Origin of the sequence: Sphingobium xenophagum (assembly GCF_031457465.1) — a bacterium.
Classification (GTDB): domain Bacteria; phylum Pseudomonadota; class Alphaproteobacteria; order Sphingomonadales; family Sphingomonadaceae; genus Sphingobium; species Sphingobium xenophagum_A.
In genome coordinates this window covers 1-16,115 of the sequence record NZ_JAVDWV010000027.1, presented here as the reverse complement: position 1 = coordinate 16,115, position 16,115 = coordinate 1, and the positions used below count along the sequence as shown (strand labels likewise).

At 62.2% G+C, this 16,115-nt stretch carries 13 protein-coding genes and 1 tRNA gene; 10 read left to right on the top strand and 4 right to left on the bottom strand.

The genetic code is table 11. The features are described from left to right. Positions 1-31 precede the first annotated feature (31 nt). From J2W40_RS19245 to J2W40_RS19230, 4 genes are all read right to left on the bottom strand, one after another. Entirely contained in the window at positions 32-820 is a 789-nt protein-coding gene (locus J2W40_RS19245) for a formate/nitrite transporter family protein (RefSeq protein ID WP_310227586.1), read from the bottom strand. Next, positions 820-3,093 (bottom strand): FdhF/YdeP family oxidoreductase, encoded by a 2,274-nt coding sequence (locus J2W40_RS19240; protein WP_310227585.1) that lies wholly within the window; start codon positions 3,091-3,093, stop codon positions 820-822. Before J2W40_RS19240 ends, J2W40_RS19245 begins: the two co-directional genes overlap by 1 nt. Before the next feature lie 108 nt (positions 3,094-3,201). After that, positions 3,202-5,691, bottom strand: a complete 2,490-nt coding sequence (locus tag J2W40_RS19235) for a vitamin K epoxide reductase family protein (protein ID WP_310227584.1) — start codon at positions 5,689-5,691, stop codon at positions 3,202-3,204. A 227-nt stretch (positions 5,692-5,918) separates the two neighbouring features. Then, a tRNA-Ser gene (locus J2W40_RS19230) sits at positions 5,919-6,008 on the bottom strand. A 133-nt stretch (positions 6,009-6,141) separates the two neighbouring features. On the opposite strand from J2W40_RS19230, the gene J2W40_RS19225 reads away from it, so the two are divergent. From J2W40_RS19225 to J2W40_RS19180, 10 genes are read left to right on the top strand one after another with little or no spacing between them, the layout of a single operon-like run. Next, on the top strand, positions 6,142-7,191 hold the full coding sequence (locus J2W40_RS19225) for a lytic murein transglycosylase (RefSeq protein ID WP_310227583.1): 1,050 nt from the start codon (positions 6,142-6,144) through the stop codon (positions 7,189-7,191). Further along, on the top strand, positions 7,175-8,077 hold the full coding sequence (locus J2W40_RS19220) for a septal ring lytic transglycosylase RlpA family protein (protein WP_310227582.1): 903 nt from the start codon (positions 7,175-7,177) through the stop codon (positions 8,075-8,077). The genes J2W40_RS19225 and J2W40_RS19220 overlap by 17 nt, the downstream gene beginning before the upstream one ends. A 45-nt stretch (positions 8,078-8,122) precedes the next feature. Continuing rightward, positions 8,123-9,286, top strand: a complete 1,164-nt coding sequence (locus J2W40_RS19215) for a D-alanyl-D-alanine carboxypeptidase family protein (protein WP_310227581.1) — start codon at positions 8,123-8,125, stop codon at positions 9,284-9,286. Beyond that, positions 9,283-9,909: a dTMP kinase gene (gene tmk / locus J2W40_RS19210; RefSeq protein WP_310227580.1), complete on the top strand. Its 627-nt coding sequence runs from the start codon at positions 9,283-9,285 to the stop codon at positions 9,907-9,909. The genes J2W40_RS19215 and tmk overlap by 4 nt, the downstream gene beginning before the upstream one ends. Continuing rightward, positions 9,906-10,877: an AAA family ATPase gene (locus J2W40_RS19205; protein WP_310227579.1), complete on the top strand. Its 972-nt coding sequence runs from the start codon at positions 9,906-9,908 to the stop codon at positions 10,875-10,877. Before tmk ends, J2W40_RS19205 begins: the two co-directional genes overlap by 4 nt. A gap of 44 nt (positions 10,878-10,921) precedes the next feature. Then, entirely contained in the window at positions 10,922-12,484 is a 1,563-nt protein-coding gene (metG, locus tag J2W40_RS19200; RefSeq protein WP_310227578.1) for a methionine--tRNA ligase, read from the top strand. 5 nt (positions 12,485-12,489) lie between these two features. Beyond that, complete coding sequence (locus J2W40_RS19195; RefSeq protein ID WP_310227577.1) at positions 12,490-13,263, top strand: TatD family hydrolase; 774 nt, start codon at positions 12,490-12,492, stop codon at positions 13,261-13,263. Beyond that, complete coding sequence (locus J2W40_RS19190; protein ID WP_310227576.1) at positions 13,260-14,051, top strand: MBL fold metallo-hydrolase; 792 nt, start codon at positions 13,260-13,262, stop codon at positions 14,049-14,051. The genes J2W40_RS19195 and J2W40_RS19190 overlap by 4 nt, the downstream gene beginning before the upstream one ends. Further along, positions 14,051-14,671 carry a retropepsin-like aspartic protease family protein gene (locus tag J2W40_RS19185; RefSeq protein ID WP_310227575.1) on the top strand — a complete coding sequence of 207 codons (621 nt, stop codon included), beginning with the start codon at positions 14,051-14,053 and terminating at the stop codon, positions 14,669-14,671. The genes J2W40_RS19190 and J2W40_RS19185 overlap by 1 nt, the downstream gene beginning before the upstream one ends. After that, the gene (locus tag J2W40_RS19180) at positions 14,668-15,963 is read left to right on the top strand and encodes an MFS transporter (RefSeq protein WP_310227574.1); all 1,296 of its coding nucleotides are present in this window, start codon (positions 14,668-14,670) and stop codon (positions 15,961-15,963) included. Before J2W40_RS19185 ends, J2W40_RS19180 begins: the two co-directional genes overlap by 4 nt. The last annotated feature ends 152 nt before the right edge of the window (positions 15,964-16,115 follow it).

Genomic DNA, 16,115 nt, shown 5'->3' with positions numbered 1-16,115 from the left:
ATCATATGTCCCCTCGATCAAACCCTGTCCTTCACCCAGCCGACTGTCGAAGCCTATCATGTCCAAAGGCGATAGCGACCGCAACGGCACCGCCACCGATGACATTGCCCACCGTGCTGAAGGCGAGGTTCAAAAGCCCGCCAATCAAGTCGGGGCTTGCGCCCGGTGCTGCCAGCCACCCCAAGGGAAGCAGCGACATATTGGCGATGGAATGTTCCAGGCCAGCAGCCACGAAAATCATGACGGGGCCTAGAATGGAAACGGCCTTGCCGGGGATGGTCCGCGCATTCATCGACATCCATACCGCGAGGCACACCAACATGTTCGCAAGGATGGCCGAGCAGAAGATGGCAGCGGGCGATTTGGCCAGCTTGTCATCGGCCAAGGTGATCGCTGCTTCACCAACGCCATCACCAAGGCCGCCGCTGCCCGCGAATAACAGGGCGATGATAAGCGCACCGATGAGATTGCCGACCCATACCAGCGTCCATGCCCCGAACATCCGGCCTGGTTTCAGATCGCCGGTCGTCATCGGCAGCAGCATCATCGTGTTGCCGGTGAACAGTTCAGCCCCGACGATCATAACCATCATCAGACCCACGGAAAAGGCAAGGCCGGACAAGAGCCGCACCGCACCGCCATCTCCCATATCAGCCTGCGCAACGAGTGCGGCGATTGATCCAAAGGCAATGAACGCACCCGCCATTATCGCCAAGATCAGCATCCGCGCCCAAGGCTTCTTCGCCTTGTCCGCCAAAACCTCCGGCGCAGCGGCAGCTATTTTTTCGCCAATGGGATCGTCGAAAATCGCCTCGGCCATTATCGTGCCGAGGGCTCTATGCGCACCGGCACGGCCTTGCTTGCGGGGGTCTTGGAATGGCGGTCGTGATGATGCAGCGCTATCAGGGGATTAAGTTCTGGATAATAGCCCACGATCGTCCCGTCGGGCAGGTCGAAGGGGATGATTTCCAGACCGTCGATGCGACGCACATGGCTGTCGCCCGCGTCCCCGGTCAGCGAGACGCGCTGGCCTTCGGTCAGACCCGCCCTCGCCATGTCGGCTGGATTGATCAGCACGATATTCCGTTTGCCTTCTATGCCGCGCAAGCGGTCGCTATAGCCATATATGGTGGTGTTGAACTGGTCGTTGGAGCGGACCGTTACGAGCCGATATCGGCCATCATCGTCCGCTACGTCTGTCGCAGCGAGCATATCAGGCGCGGTGAACTGGGCTTTCCCGCTTTCGGTTTTCCAAATTCGCTCCCGCGCGCCATTGCCCCGATAAAAGCCGCCTGGTTCAAAAATGCGTGCGTTCATATCATGAAATTCTTCATGATAAGTCTCGGCGATCAGATCGCGGACCAGGCTATAGTCTGCCGTCCATTCATCCCAGCGCACCTTGGGATTTGGGGGCAGCGTCGCCTTTGCGATGCCGGCCACGATCGCCATTTCCGATTTCAGATGCTCGCTGGCCGGTTTGCGATGACCAATGGAAGCATGGATATGGCTGAAACTGTCTTCGATGGTGACCGTCTGCGGTCCTCCCGCCTGCATATCCTCTTCGCTGCGGCCCAGGCAGGGAAGAAGATAGGCGATCTTGCCATTGAACAAATGTCCCCGGTTCAATTTGGTGGCGATCTGAACGGTCAGACGCATTTGCTCCCAGGCGGGTTCGATCCGGGCCTGATCGGGAATTGCGCGCAGGAAGTTGCCACCCAGGCCGATAAAGGCCTGCACGCTGCCATCCAGCACGCCTTCGCATACTTCCACAGTTGTCATGCCCTTGTCGCGCGGGGGATCGAAGTCGAACTGCTCGGCAAACTTATCGAGCGGGACCAGTTCGGGTTTTTCGGAAATACCCACCGTGCGTTGGCCCTGCACGTTGGAATGGCCGCGAACCGGGCATATGCCCGCACCAGGACGGCCGATATGCCCGCGCATCAACAGAAGATTGACGAGCATGGCGATATTCTCAAAGCCATGGACATGCTGCGTCAGCCCCATGCCATAGACGCCGATCACCCGTTCGGCCTCGACATAGACCCGGCCTGCTTCCTCGATATCGGCGCGACTAAGCCCTGACTCCTGCTCGATCCGGTCCCATGTCGTTGCATCCGCCTTGGCTCGAAACGCCTCGAAGCCCAGGCAATGTTCGGCGATGAAGGCCCGGTCGATCAACGTCCCGCCCCGGCGCGCGTCTTCGGCCAACACATATTTGCACAGCCCCATGATCGCCGCGATGTCGCCCCCGGCGCGCACCTGCAGATATTGGCAACTAATCTGCGTGCCGTTGCCGGTCAGCATTTGCGTTGGCCGTTGCGGATTGACGAACTCGATCAGTCCCTTTTCCCGAATGGGATTGAAGGTGACGACCTTGCAGCCGCGCTCGACCGCCTTTTGCAGCGGATGCAGGAACCGTGGGCTATTGGTGCCGGTATTCTGCCCGAAAAAGAAAATCGCATCGCATTGTACAAAATCGTCAAGAACGCATGTTCCAACCGGCGAACCGATCAAACTGTTCAGTGTGACCGACGTGGTTTCGTGGCACATATTGGAACTGTCAGGCAGATTATTATGCCCATAAAGCCGCGCGAACAGTGCATAGAGATAGGAGGTTTCCAGACTGGCGCGACCGGACGCATAGAAAATTGCCGACTTGGGGTCGATCGCCTCCAACTCTGCGCCGATTGCGGAAAAGGCTTCCTCCCAACCACATAGCACATAATGATCGCTCGCCGCATCATAGCGCATGGGGTGCGTCAGGCGTCCCTCATGCTCAAGATCATGATCGCTCCAACCACGTAGTTCGGTCACGCTATGTTTGGCAAAAAATTCCGGCGTGCAGCGATGCGTGGTCAATTCCCACAGGGTAGCCTTCGCGCCATTTTCGCAAAATTCAAAGGCATGGGGATGTTTAGGCTTGCCCCAGGCACAACTCGTACACATGAAACCGCCAGTCTTGTTCTGGCTACGCAATGTCTCCAACGCGCCGGGCGTGGATTTTTCACCCAGCGCGGTGCTGCCCATGCCGCGCAATGACCCCCATCCGCCCGTCGCATTGTCATATTCGACTGTTTCAGGAGGGTTCGTCATATAGGCTCCGATATGCTTGATCCTATAGGGTAAGCCCTCGCGGCCATGTTGGTTCCGTTACCGACATAAGGCAGGCGAAGCCGTCGCGCGGCGGTTGTCTCTCCTTCACTATAGATGCTCATCCGATGAAAGCGCCCCGCCATATTGTTCGAGAATGGGGCCGCGACGCAGCGCAAGCAGAGCGATGGCGGCACCTGCGGCAAGGTTGACGAGCAAATGCGGGCTTTCGGCACCGAACAAGAGAGGCGACACAGCAACCGCGATACCGCAGGGGATCAACAGATAGCGAGCGACCCGGACAATCTCCGCCGCTGCAAGCGAAACCACGGTCAAGATCACAAATCCCATCACATGGTCAGCATTGGCCATGCTGCTCTCGGCCCCCAAGGTCAGCCGCGTGAACAGGAGCGAAACCCCTATCAGACCGGCCGCCGCGAGGTTCCAGGGCAGGTTGACGCCACCAACGGCCATGTCGCGCAGGACTGCGCCGGGCGCGCGATCAAATTCATCCCTGTCGTCGATCCGACCGTCCGGGTCCGCATCGCCGAAGAGAAAGACGCGCAACCAGTCTTGCCCTGCCTTCGCCCGACGCCGGACAAACTGCACCGTCGCCACCAGTTCATCGACGGCATAGGGCACCTGGATCAGCATCGCTGCGGCAGCAACCAGCGTCAGTGTCGCCCAGGTGCCGATAATGATCGGCTGGATGATGACGAAGCTGATCGACACGATGCTGAGCGGCACGATCATCAGTCCGAACAGAAATACCAGCCACGGCATCGTCCGCCAGCGCGCCCGCGATCCGACAATGCCCGTCACGATTTCGAGCGCATAGGTATAGCCGCCCAAAGCCGCATCAGGGATGGGGAAGGCTTCGGACACCGCCGAGGTTATCACCGCTTCCGTTCCGTTCTTCGTTGCATCATCGGGCAGGCCGGAGAAAAACGGATCCCATACAGAGTCGATCTGCCCAAGCTGATAGGCCGTCAGGTAACGCGCTACCACGAGGCCGATGAGCGCCAGCAGGATGATGGGCAGACGCTGGGTCCAGGAGGAGGGATTGTACGACCATCCGGCTGGTATCGTCGATCGGTCCATCGCTGCGGCCATGGATGGCCCCGGTTCGGGGCGAGCGCCAACCGCAAAGGAAAAGACCAGCATACCCACCAGCGTGTCCGATAGGAAGGCCGCCGGATTGCCGGTCCAGAACAGGAACGGGATCGCCATGAGCAAGGCACCGACACCGGCCGACGCCCAGCGTGCCCAGGTCATGCGCCAGGACAGCGCGCATGAGGCAAAGATGATAAGCGCAGCACCAAGCCCTATTTCCGACCAGAATAGTGCTGGTTCCCGGACCTGAACGATGACCGGCTGGGTCAATATCCAAAAGCCCAGCGCGATATTGGCAAAATGCGCCCAGCGCGTTGCCTTGTGATCGGCCCGCCGGCGCGTTTCATAGTCGATGCGAAGTGCCTCAGCGTCTTGTCCAGCGGCCTCGGCGTCCGTTACAAAAGCGGGCGCGGTTATGCCATTAGCGGCATACCATGCGGCAGGATCATTCTTCAGCGTTGCGATAATCGCGGGCAGTTCGTCGGCCAGCCGATGCTGGGGCACCCAGCCGAGCAAGTCTCGCGCCTTGCGCGTGTCGAGCGCATAATGGTCGCTCGCCATGCGAGTCATGAAGGGCTGAATGAAGGGCCGCTCGCCCTGGTCCAGGGCATCGGGCACGATCGGTTCGGCCTTATCCTGCACCCATGCGCCAACGGCGGCGGCGGGCGCGGGAAGCCGGATGGTGGCCCATTCGGCCTCGCCATGAATCAAGCAACCAATGCGATCCTGCAGGTCCGCATAGCCCAGCGCTTCCTCTTCGCCGACCAGGATCGTTGTTTCCCCCGCCAGGGATGCCCGGCGATCGACCGTGCGGACAAAGGCATCGATCAGGTCATCGCGATGGATCATCGCCTGCCCTGCGCGCGTGTCACCGGAATAGAAATGGCTTTGGAAATCGCGCTCATAAATGCGCGCAATCTGATTGGCGAAGGTCGGGACCGAGCTATGCTCGTCATAGACACCGGCCAGATGCAGAAACACCGTCGGCATCGCGCCCCGCGTTTCGCGAATAGCGTCTTCCGCCGCCGCTTTTGAACGGGGATAGGCCCATTGCGGATCAATGGGTGTCGACTCGTCGATCCGTTCGCCGGGCTTGCCGGGCTTGCCGGGCTTGCCGGGGGCATGCACCAGCATGGTGCCCGAATAGACGAATTGCTCGACTTCGAAATCCAAAAGGCCGGAAACAAGGCGCCGGCTGCCCTCCACATTCACCGCATCATAAAGCGGCTTGTCTTCGCCGCTGAAATCGAAAAATGCGGCAAGATGAAGGACGCTCGCGATGTGATCACCATGCTCACGCCGAAACTGCACCAGCGCCGCCTGCACCTTCGCGTCGTCGGTCAGGTCGACCTTTATGATCGGAAATTCAACATCCGCCGTGCTGCTATCCAGGCCTACTATGGCATAGGAGTCGCCCAGCGCCTTGGCGAGCGATCGCCCCAAATTACCGGCCGCGCCGGTGATGAGCACGATTGGTTTATCGACCATCGCTCCACGTCCCCCTTGGTCTGGTGATTGCTGCCTGCTCCTTGGCTAACGAGGCGCACCATTATTAGGTCCAATGCGGCGGGGATATTTTCGCACGAATGGGATTACGCCGCCCGGCGGCAATCAGCACACGACTCTGGTTGCACCACAGGCGAAGAGCGAGGATCGCACAAAATGAAGTTTTTGCGTCCTGCGCTGAAACGTGGATGGCGCGGGCCTGCAGCCTATGGCGGAAGCGGTGGGATTCGAACCCACGGTGAGCTTGCACCCACGGCGGTTTTCAAGACCGCTGCCTTAAACCACTCGGCCACACTTCCGTTGTTTGGCTTCCTAGCGCGCCGGACGGACTTGCCAAGCGTAAAAATCGAGGAACGATCGGTTCATCCCTTTCTGGCGCGAGCCTGCCATTAAGGGATTCACCTTGCCGCCCGCCTGTGCAACAACAGGCGCATGGGAGATTCTTTGCGTACATCCATAATATCGTTGCTGTTCGGCCTTGCTGGCGTTGCGGCCTCCGGCGTGGTGCCCACATCCGCCGTGGCGCAGGACAGCGCGGATTTTCGCGCCTATCTGGACAGCATTCGCCCCAAGGCACGCGCGATGGGGATCAGGGATGCGACGCTCGACAGCGTGTTTGCCACACTCACCCCCAATCCGCGCGTCATCCAGCTTGACCAGAATCAGCCGGGGGGCGGCGCTTATTCGCCGATCCCCAATTTCGAGCCCTATCGGGTGAAGCATGTCGATGCGGCGCGGATCAACCGCGGACGGATCGCCTATCGCACCAATCGTGCGCGCCTCGCGCGCATTGAGGCTGAAACGGGCGTCCCTGAAGAAATAATGATCGCAATTTATGGCCATGAAACCAATTATGGCTCCTATACGGGCGACTTTGATCTGATCCGCTCTTTGGCGACCCTGTCCTGGGAAGGGCGGCGGCGGACGCTGTTCGAACCGGAATTGCTGGCGACGCTCAAGATGCTGGATAATGGCGTACCGCGCAGCCGCCTGGTCGGCAGTTGGGCAGGGGCAACGGGCTATCCGCAATTCCTGCCCAGCGTCTATCTGCGCCTGGCGCGCGACGGCGATGGCGACGGGAAGGCCGATATCTGGACCAGCGAGGCTGACGCGCTGGCATCTATCGCCAATTATTTCGTCCATTCGGGTTGGCGCGCGGGGCAACCGTGGGGCGTGGCTGTAAACGTACCAAATGGCTTTAACCGCGCGGCGATCACCGCACGGACACAGCCGACACGATGCCCCCGCGTGTTCAACCGCCATAGCCGCTGGCTGACCATGGCGGAGTGGCGGAGGATGGGACTGTCCCCGGCAGCGGGAAACTGGCCGGGCGACACGGTGATGGCGACGCTGCTGGAGCCTGACGGGCCGGGCAAGACCGCTTATCTTCTGACCGGCAATTATCGGGCCATCCTCGACTATAATTGTTCCAATTTCTATGCCCTGTCGGTGGGGCTGCTGGCCGATGCGGTCAAGCAATAGAATAGGCGGCCAGTGCCTGGCGGCCGGGGCGCTGCTGCTACTCGCCGCCTGTGCCGGAGAGCCACCGGCCGCGCCACCCACCACCCTTGCGCGACCGCCGGTGCAGAAGACACCCTTGGTCGCCGATGAACCCGTGATAGTTGGTGCGGCCTACACCATAGGGGGGGTGACCTATACGCCAGAAGACGAGCCGCAATATGACGCGGTGGGCTATGCCGGCTGGTATGGGGAGGAGGTGGAGGGCAACAAGACCGCCAATGGCGAAGCCTTCATGCCCATGGCGATCACCGCCGCACACAAGACCTTGCCTCTGCCCAGCTATGTGGAGGTAACGGCGCTCGATACCGGCAAAACCATTTTGGTCCGCATCAATGACCGGGGGCCATTTGCGAATGATCGGCTGATCGACCTGTCGCGCGGCGCGGCGGAGCAATTGGGAATCATGGGTGAGGGGGCCGCACCAGTGCGCGTCCGTAGGGTCAACCCGCCCGAACAGGATCGTGCGCTGCTTCGCGCCCACCAGCGCGCCGCAGAACGGCTCGAAACTCCCGCTTCGCTGCTGACCCCGTTGCGCACCAAGCTTCCGGCACCGCTATCGCCTGCCATCACGCCGAAAGCGGTCACCCCACGCCCTGCGCCGTCGTCTCGGCCATCCCCGCCCCCCGCGATCCGTGGGGGCTATGTCGTTCAGGTCGGCGCTTTTGCGTCCCGCGAACGCGCGGAAGCGCTGGCGAAGCGTATCGGCGCGACCGCTGTCGAAAGTGGCAACCTGTGGCGCGTGCGCTTTGGTCCCTATCCCACCCGAACCGCGGCGCAGGCAGGCGTCCGGGCCGCCGCAGCAGGGGGCTTTGAGAATGCGCCCATCATCGCTAATGACGCCCGATAGACCCGGCGCAGCGCCGCACGATTCCATTCCATTGAAGGCAGTGTCATGAACAAGTCCGTTGCAGTCCTCCTCTTCGCCGGGCTGTTGACCCAGCCCCTGACTGCCGCCGCGCCGCCCTATAGCAGCGAAGCGCCAATCGCTTATATGAAGGATCTGTCGTCGGGCGCGGTACTCTATAATAAGGGCGGCGACACGCGCATTCCGCCTGCGTCCATGGCCAAGATGATGACGGCCCATGTCGCCTTCCGCCTGATCCAGCGCGGCGAATTGAAGCTCGACACGATGTTCACCGTGCGCCCGGAAACTTGGAAACAGTGGCACGGGCCCCAGGCGGGATCGACCATGTTCCTGTCGGCAGGCGAGCAAGTCTCGGTGGAAAATCTGCTGCACGGCATCGTCACCCTATCGGGCAACGACGCCTGCGTCGTGCTGGCCGAAGGGATTGCGGGCACCGAACAGGCGTTCGTCGCGCAGATGAACGAGGAAGCCAAGCGGTTGGGCCTCAAGAACAGCCATTTCGGCACCAGCAATGGCTGGCCAGACGAAGGCGTGACCTATGTCACAGCCGAAGATCTCGCCAGCCTCGCCCAGGCGACGATCGAGGAGGCGCCTGATCTCTACAAGCGCTTCTATGCCGCGCGCTCCTTCACCTGGGGCAAGACGATGGGCGGCGCCGACATCAGCCAGGGCAATCGCAACCCGATTTTGGGCAAGATCGCCGGTGCCGACGGCCTCAAGACTGGGCACACGCAGGAAGCGGGCTATGGCTTCACCGGGTCGGCCGAACAGGACGGCCGCCGCCTGGTCATGGTCGTCGCCGGGCTGACCAGCTTCAATGGCCGCATCGGCGAATCGGTGCGCTTCATGGATTGGGGCTTCAAGGCCTGGAAGGCGCAGCCCTTGTTCAAGAAAGGCGCGGTGGTGGAAACCGCCGAGGTCCAGTTGGGCAGCGCGACGACCGTGCCCTTGGTCGCGCCGCATAATATGGCGGTGACGCTCCCTCGTACCGCCTCGTCGAACGTCAAGGTCAAGGTCGTCTATACCGGCCCGATCAAGGCGCCGATCGCCAAGGGTCAGCAGATCGCCCAGCTCATCGTCCAGACATCTGACACGCCGCCGCAGGTCATGCCACTGGTCGCGGGTGAAGATGTGGCGGAAGCCGGAATGTTCGGCCGGATCTGGAATGGCATGAAGTCGCTGTTCGGGTGAGTCCGGGCCGCTTCATCACGCTGGAAGGCGGAGAGGGCGCGGGGAAATCGACCCAGCTTCGCGCGCTCGCCGCTGCCCTGCGCGCGCGCGGGCTGGAGGTTGTCGAAACCCGTGAGCCCGGTGGCAGCGAGGGCGCGGAAGCCATCCGCGCGCTGCTGCTCACCGGCGGCGCGGATCGCTGGAGCTCGCGCGCCGAAGCCTTGCTGTTCGCCGCCGCGCGCGCCGACCATGGCGAAAAGACGATCCGTCCCGCCCTGGCGCGGGGTGCGTGGGTGCTGTCCGACCGCTATCTCGATTCGAGCCGCGCCTATCAGGGGCAGGGCGACCTGACCGATGCCGACATAGTGGCGCTGCACGGGATCGGCAGCGCCGGATTCCTCCCCGACCGGACCTTGTTCCTGACCCTGCCGCAAGCGGAAGCCGAAACGCGCGCGCGTGCCCGCGATGGCGACATATCCGACCGGATCGGCGGGCGCGACCGCACCTTTCATCGGGCGGTGGCGGATGCCTTCGCCCGCTTTGCCGTCGAAGAACCCGCCCGTTTCCGGCCTGTCGATGCGTCGGGCGCAGCGGATGCCGTCACTGCCCGCTTGCTCGAAGCGCTTGCCGACCTGCTGCCATGACGTCACTGATTGGTCATGACGCGCAGGCCCGTTTGCTGATCGGCGCGGCAGCCAGCGGGCGGATGCATCATGGCTGGATATTGAGTGGTCCGCGCGGCATCGGCAAGGGCAGCTTTGCGCGCGCGCTGGCGCTGCGCCTGCTCGCCGACGCCGCCGGGCCAAAGGTCGAGGGGGAGGGGCTGGCCGTGCCCGACGACCATCGGGTTCGCCACCTGATCGACGCCGGTGCCCATCCCGACTATGCCGAACTTGCGCCGCTCGAAAAGGATGGCGTCACTGCGCGCAACATCAGCGTCGATCAGGTGCGCGGGCTGGGGCGGCTGCTCCAGTCGGCCCCGTCGCTGTCGACGCGCCGCATCGTGGTGATCGACAGCGCCGACGATCTGGAACGCGGCGCGGCCAATGCGCTGCTCAAGACGCTGGAGGAGCCGCCTGCCGACATGCTGTTCCTGCTGGTCAGCCATGCGCCCGGTCGCCTGCTGCCGACCATCCGCTCACGCTGCCGCACGCTGCGCTTCGATCCGCTGGACGATGCGGCGATGCGATCGGTTTTGCGCGCGGGAGAGGGAGAGTTGTCGCCCGCGGAAATGGACGCGCTGGTGCGGGCCGGGGAAGGTTCGCCGGGGAAGGCATTGCGCTATGCCGGGCTCAATATGGCTGAGATCGAAGCCGCTTTGACGTCGATCGCGACCGATGGCGATCCCGGCAACCGCCAGCGGCTTCTGCTCGCCAAAACGCTGGCAAGCAAGGCGGCCCGCCCCCGCTATGAAGCCTTCTTGGAACGCGCGCCCGCTTTCCTCGCCGAAGCTGCGCGGCATCGCCATGGTCCGGCCCTTGGCGTGGCGCTCGACCATTGGGAGGAAGCGCGGCGGCTGGCGGGCGGGGCGATCATCCTGTCGCTCGATCCCGCGGCGGTCGTGTTCGAACTGGCGGGCCATGTCGCAGCGTTGGCACCGCGCGCCGCCTGAAAAGCGACTTTGCGCGCAGGCGAACAGCCGCTAGGGAAGGCGCCATGTCCAAACCCTATACCATCACCACCGCCATCAGCTATCCCAATGGCCGTCCGCATATCGGCCACGCCTATGAGGTGATCGCCACCGACGCGATCGCCCGCTTCCAGCGGATGATGGGCCGCGACGTATTTTTTCAGACCGGCACCGACGAACATGGCCTGAAAATGGATCAGGCCGCGCGCACACGCGGCATCGAGCCGCGCGCGCTGGCCGATGAAATGGCCGCGCATTTCCAGCACATGGCCTCGGTTCTTAACATCAGCCATGATCGCTTCATCCGCACCAGCGAACCGGATCATCACCGTGCCAGCCAGGCGATCTGGCAAGCGATGGAGGCCAATGGCGACCTCTATCTTGGCCGCTATGAAGGCTGGTATTCGGTCCGTGACGAAGCCTTTTATGACGAAAAGGAAATCGTCGAAGGGGAAGGGGGCGTCAAACTCTCACCCCAGGGCACGCCGGTCGAATGGACGGTCGAGGAGAGCTGGTTCTTGCGCCTGTCCGCCTATCAGGATCGGCTGCTGGCCCTATATGAAAGCCAGCCCGGCTTCATCCAGCCCGACAGCCGCCGCAACGAAATCCTGCGCTTCGTCGAAGGCGGCCTGAGCGACCTCAGCATCTCCCGCACCAGCTTCGATTGGGGCGTGAAGGTGCCGGGCAGCGATGGCCATGTCATGTATGTCTGGGTCGATGCGCTCACCAATTATCTGACTGGTTGCGGCTATCCCGACGATGCGGCGCGGATGGCGCGCTATTGGGCCGAGGGGGGTGACATCACCCACATCATCGGCAAGGATATCGTGCGTTTTCATACCGTTTACTGGCCAGCCTTCCTGATGAGTGCGAAGTTGCCCTTGCCGAGCCAGATTTTCGGCCACGGCTTCCTGCTCAACCGCGGCGAGAAAATGTCCAAGTCGGTCGGCAATGTCGCTGATCCGATCGCATTAGCCGAGCGGTTCGGCGTCGATCAATTGCGCTATTTCCTGCTATCCGAAGTCACGTTCGGCAATGACGGCAGCTACAGCGCCGAAGCGATCGTCGCCCGCGCCAATAGCGACTTGGCCAACAGTTTCGGCAATCTGGCGCAGCGAACGCTGAGCTTCATCGCGAAGAATCTGGAAGGGCGCTTGCCCCAGCCCGCGCCACAGGATGTGGATAGCGACCTGCTTGCCACCATTGCCGAAGCCGCCGCGACATTCCAAACCGCCATGGCCGACCTCGCGCCATCGGTCGCGATCGAGGCCTGGATGCGCGCCGTATTCGCCTGCAACGCCTATATCGACGCGCAGGCACCCTGGGCGCTGCGCAAGACCGACCCGGCGCGGATGGAGGCCGTACTGGCGACCTTGTACGACGCCATCGCCAGCCTTGCCATCATGGTCCAGCCGATCATCCCCAACAGCGCTACGAACTTGTTGGACCAGATGGGCTTGTCGGCCGACCAACGCGGCTATGCGCTTATCGGCGGGGATTGGTATGCCGCCCTGCGCACCAGCGGCTTTGTGCTCAGCCCGCCAAAGCCGCTCTTTCCTCGCCTCGAACTGACCGAAGCGGACGCCTGATCGCCATGCTGATCGACAGCCATTGCCACTTGAATTACAAGGGCTTGATTGAGGATCAGGAGAATGTGCTGGAACGCGCCCGCGCGGCCGGCATCGACCTAATGCTCAATATCGCGACCCGTGAAAGCGAATGGGATGCCGTCCTCGACACCGCGATCCGTGCGCCCGACGTTTGGGCGACGGTCGGCATCCACCCGCATGAAGCCGACGAGCATCCCCATGTCGATACCGCCAAGCTGGTCGAGCGCGCCGCGCATCCGCGCGTCGTCGGCATCGGCGAAACCGGCCTCGATTATTATTACGACCATAGCGACCGCGACCGACAGCAGAAGAGTTTTCGCGCGCACATCGCCGCCTCGCGCGAAACCGGCCTGCCGCTTATCGTCCACACCCGCGATGCGGAGGAGGATACGCTGGCGATCATGCGTGACGAAATGGGGAAGGGGGCCTATCCCGGCGTCATCCACTGTTTCACCGCCAGCGGCACCTTTGCCGATGCGGCGATGGAATTGGGCTTCTACATCAGCATTTCGGGCATCGTGACCTTCAAGAGCGCGAAGGATTTGCAGGAAACGGCGGCGCGCCTGCCGCTCGATCGGCTGCTGGTGGAAACGGACTCGCCCTTCCTCGCCCCGGTGCCGCATCGCGGTCGCCCGTGCGAACCGGCTTTCGTGGCGGACACCGCGCGCTTCCTCGCCACACTGCGCGGCGAAAGCATCGAGCAATTGGCCGCCGCGACCTCCGCCAATTTCCGCACCTTGTTCAAGAAGGTGGCATGAGCTTCAAACTCACGATCCTCGGCAGTGGCACCTCGTCCGGCGTTCCGCGCATCGGCAATGATTGGGGCACTTGCGACCCGACCGAGCCGAAAAACCGTCGCAGCCGCGTGTCCATCCTGGTCGAAAGCCCGACCACCCGCATCCTGATCGACACATCGCCCGACATGCGCGCGCAATTGCTCGCTGCCGACGTGGTCCAGATCGACGCCATCCTGTGGACGCATGATCATGCCGATCATAGCCATGGCATCGACGATGTTCGCCAACTCTTCCATCATCGCCGCTCGCCCGTGCCGGGCTATGCGCGCGAACAGACGCTCCGCCTCTTGTCACAGCGCTTCGCCTACGCCTTTGAGGGGCGCAACGGCTATCACCCGACCATCGCGCCGCATATCCTGCCCGACAGGCTGCGGATCGGCGACATTGACATCGCCTGCGTCGATCAGCCCCATGGCGACATCTGGTCCACCGGATTTCGCTTCACCCATGGCGGCCGCTCGATCGGCTACGCCACCGATTTCCATGCGCTGACGCCGGAAATGCTGGCGCTCTATGACCGGCTCGATGTCTGGGTGGTCGATGCCCTGCGCGAAAAGCCGCACCCGACCCACCCGCACCTCGCCCTCACTTTGGACGGCATCGCGCAAGCCAAACCCGGCCAAGCCATTCTCACCCATATGGATCAGAGCATGGATTATGCAACGCTGCGGCAAACACTCCCCAGCGGCGTCGAACCCGGCTATGACGGGATGATAGCCGAACTGACGACGGCAGAGCAGGGGGATTGATGGACGGCGACCTGACAGCTTCGACCCTCTGGTATGTGCTGGTGCTCGTGCTGGTTGGATCATCGCTGATCGGGCGGCGGCTGGCTTGGGGATCGTTATTGCGCCTGGCTTTGCTATGGGTTGCCATCTTCGCAGGGCTGTTCGGGCTGTTCACATTGGCGCAGCAGCAGGGCTATCTCACTGGCCGCTGGGCGGAGGAGGGGCTTCCACCCGGCGATGCGCCGCCAAAGCTGCCGCCAGTCCGAACCAAAGGGCAAGCTATCCGCATTCCCGTGGCCCGCGACGGCCATTATTGGGTCGAAGCCACCATCAACGGCACGCCTGCGCGTTTCCTGATCGACAGCGGCGCGACCATTACCGCGCTATCCGAACCAACCGCCCGCGCGGCAGGCCTCAATTATGACATCGGCGAGCCCGGCGTCGTCATGACCACCGCGAACGGCAAGGTCGAAGCGCGCCGCTCCAGCATTGCAAAACTGGCGATCGGCCCCGTGACGGCCAGCGACCTGCCCGTCGTCGTCTCGCCCGCATTCGGAGAGATCAACGTCATCGGCATGAACATGCTCTCCCGTCTCAAAAGCTGGGGCGTACAGGATGGCGAAATGGTGCTAACACCATGACGCCATCGCTCGCACCACCCACCCAGCGCCAGCGGCTCAAGGCCATTATCGGCGGCTCCACCGGCAATCTGGTCGAATGGTATGACTGGTATGCCTATGCCGCCTTCACCCTCTATTTCGCGCCGCATTTCTTCCCCAGCCAGGATCGCACCGCCCAACTGCTGAGCGCCGCCGGGATTTTCGCGGTCGGCTTCCTGATGCGGCCGATCGGCGCATGGCTGATGGGCGTCTATGCCGACCGCCATGGCCGCAAGAGTGGCCTGACGCTGTCGGTCGCGCTGATGTGCGCCGGGTCGCTCCTGATCGCGGTGACACCCGGCTATGAGACGATAGGCGTCGCCGCGCCGCTGCTGCTGGTACTGGCGCGGCTGATGCAGGGCCTGTCGATCGGCGGCGAATATGGTGCCAGCGCCACCTATTTGTCGGAAATGGCGGGCAAGAACCGGCGTGGCTTCTTCTCCAGTTTCCAATATGTCACGCTGATCGCCGGTCAGTTGGTCGCCATCTGCGTGCTGCTGGTTTTGCAGGCGACGCTGACGGAGGCGCAGTTAGACGCCTGGGGCTGGCGCATACCCTTTTTCATCGGCGGCGCGCTGGCGGTGATCGTCTTCTGGCTGCGGCGCGGCCTTGCCGAAACGCAGAGCTTTGCGGTGGCCAAGGCAGCGGGCGCGCCCAAATCGGGCTTCGTCGAACTCATCACCAACCATCCGCGCGAAACGCTGACGGTGATGCTGCTCACGGCTGGCGGCACCATCGCTTTCTACGCTTATTCCATCTACATGCAGAAATTCCTGGTCAATACCAGCGGCCTCAGCCGGGAAACGGCGTCGCAGATCAACGCCGTGACGCTCTTTGCCTTCATGCTGCTTCAACCAGTCGCAGGTGCGCTGTCCGACCGGATCGGGCGCAAGCCGCTGATGATCGGCTTTGGCGTCATGGGCGTCCTGTGCACTTATCCCATCTTCGCGACCCTGGCCGTAACCAAAGACCCGTTGATCGCCGGTCTGCTGGTCATGGCGGGGCTGATCATCGTTACCGGCTACACCTCGATCAACGCCGTGGTGAAGGCAGAACTGTTCCCGGCGCACATCAGAGCGCTGGGCGTGGCGCTGCCTTATGCCTTGGCCAATACGCTGTTCGGCGGGACGGCCGAGTTCGTCGCCTTGTGGTTCAAGCAGGCGGACATGGAGCAAGCCTTTTACATCTATGTCACGGTGATGATCGCCATTTCGCTGGTGGTTTATGTGCGGATGCGCGACACGCGCGAGCATAGCCAGATCCAGGAAGACTGAGACAAAGTCGCACCATATTTAACATAATCCTTATTATCGGACTTTATGATCCGAGCTGGTGGATTCTAGATCGAAGTGCGAAATCCTAGGATTTATAGGGGTTTGATCCCTTTTCCAGGAAGGCACATGATGAACGGCTATCAGCATCTGGG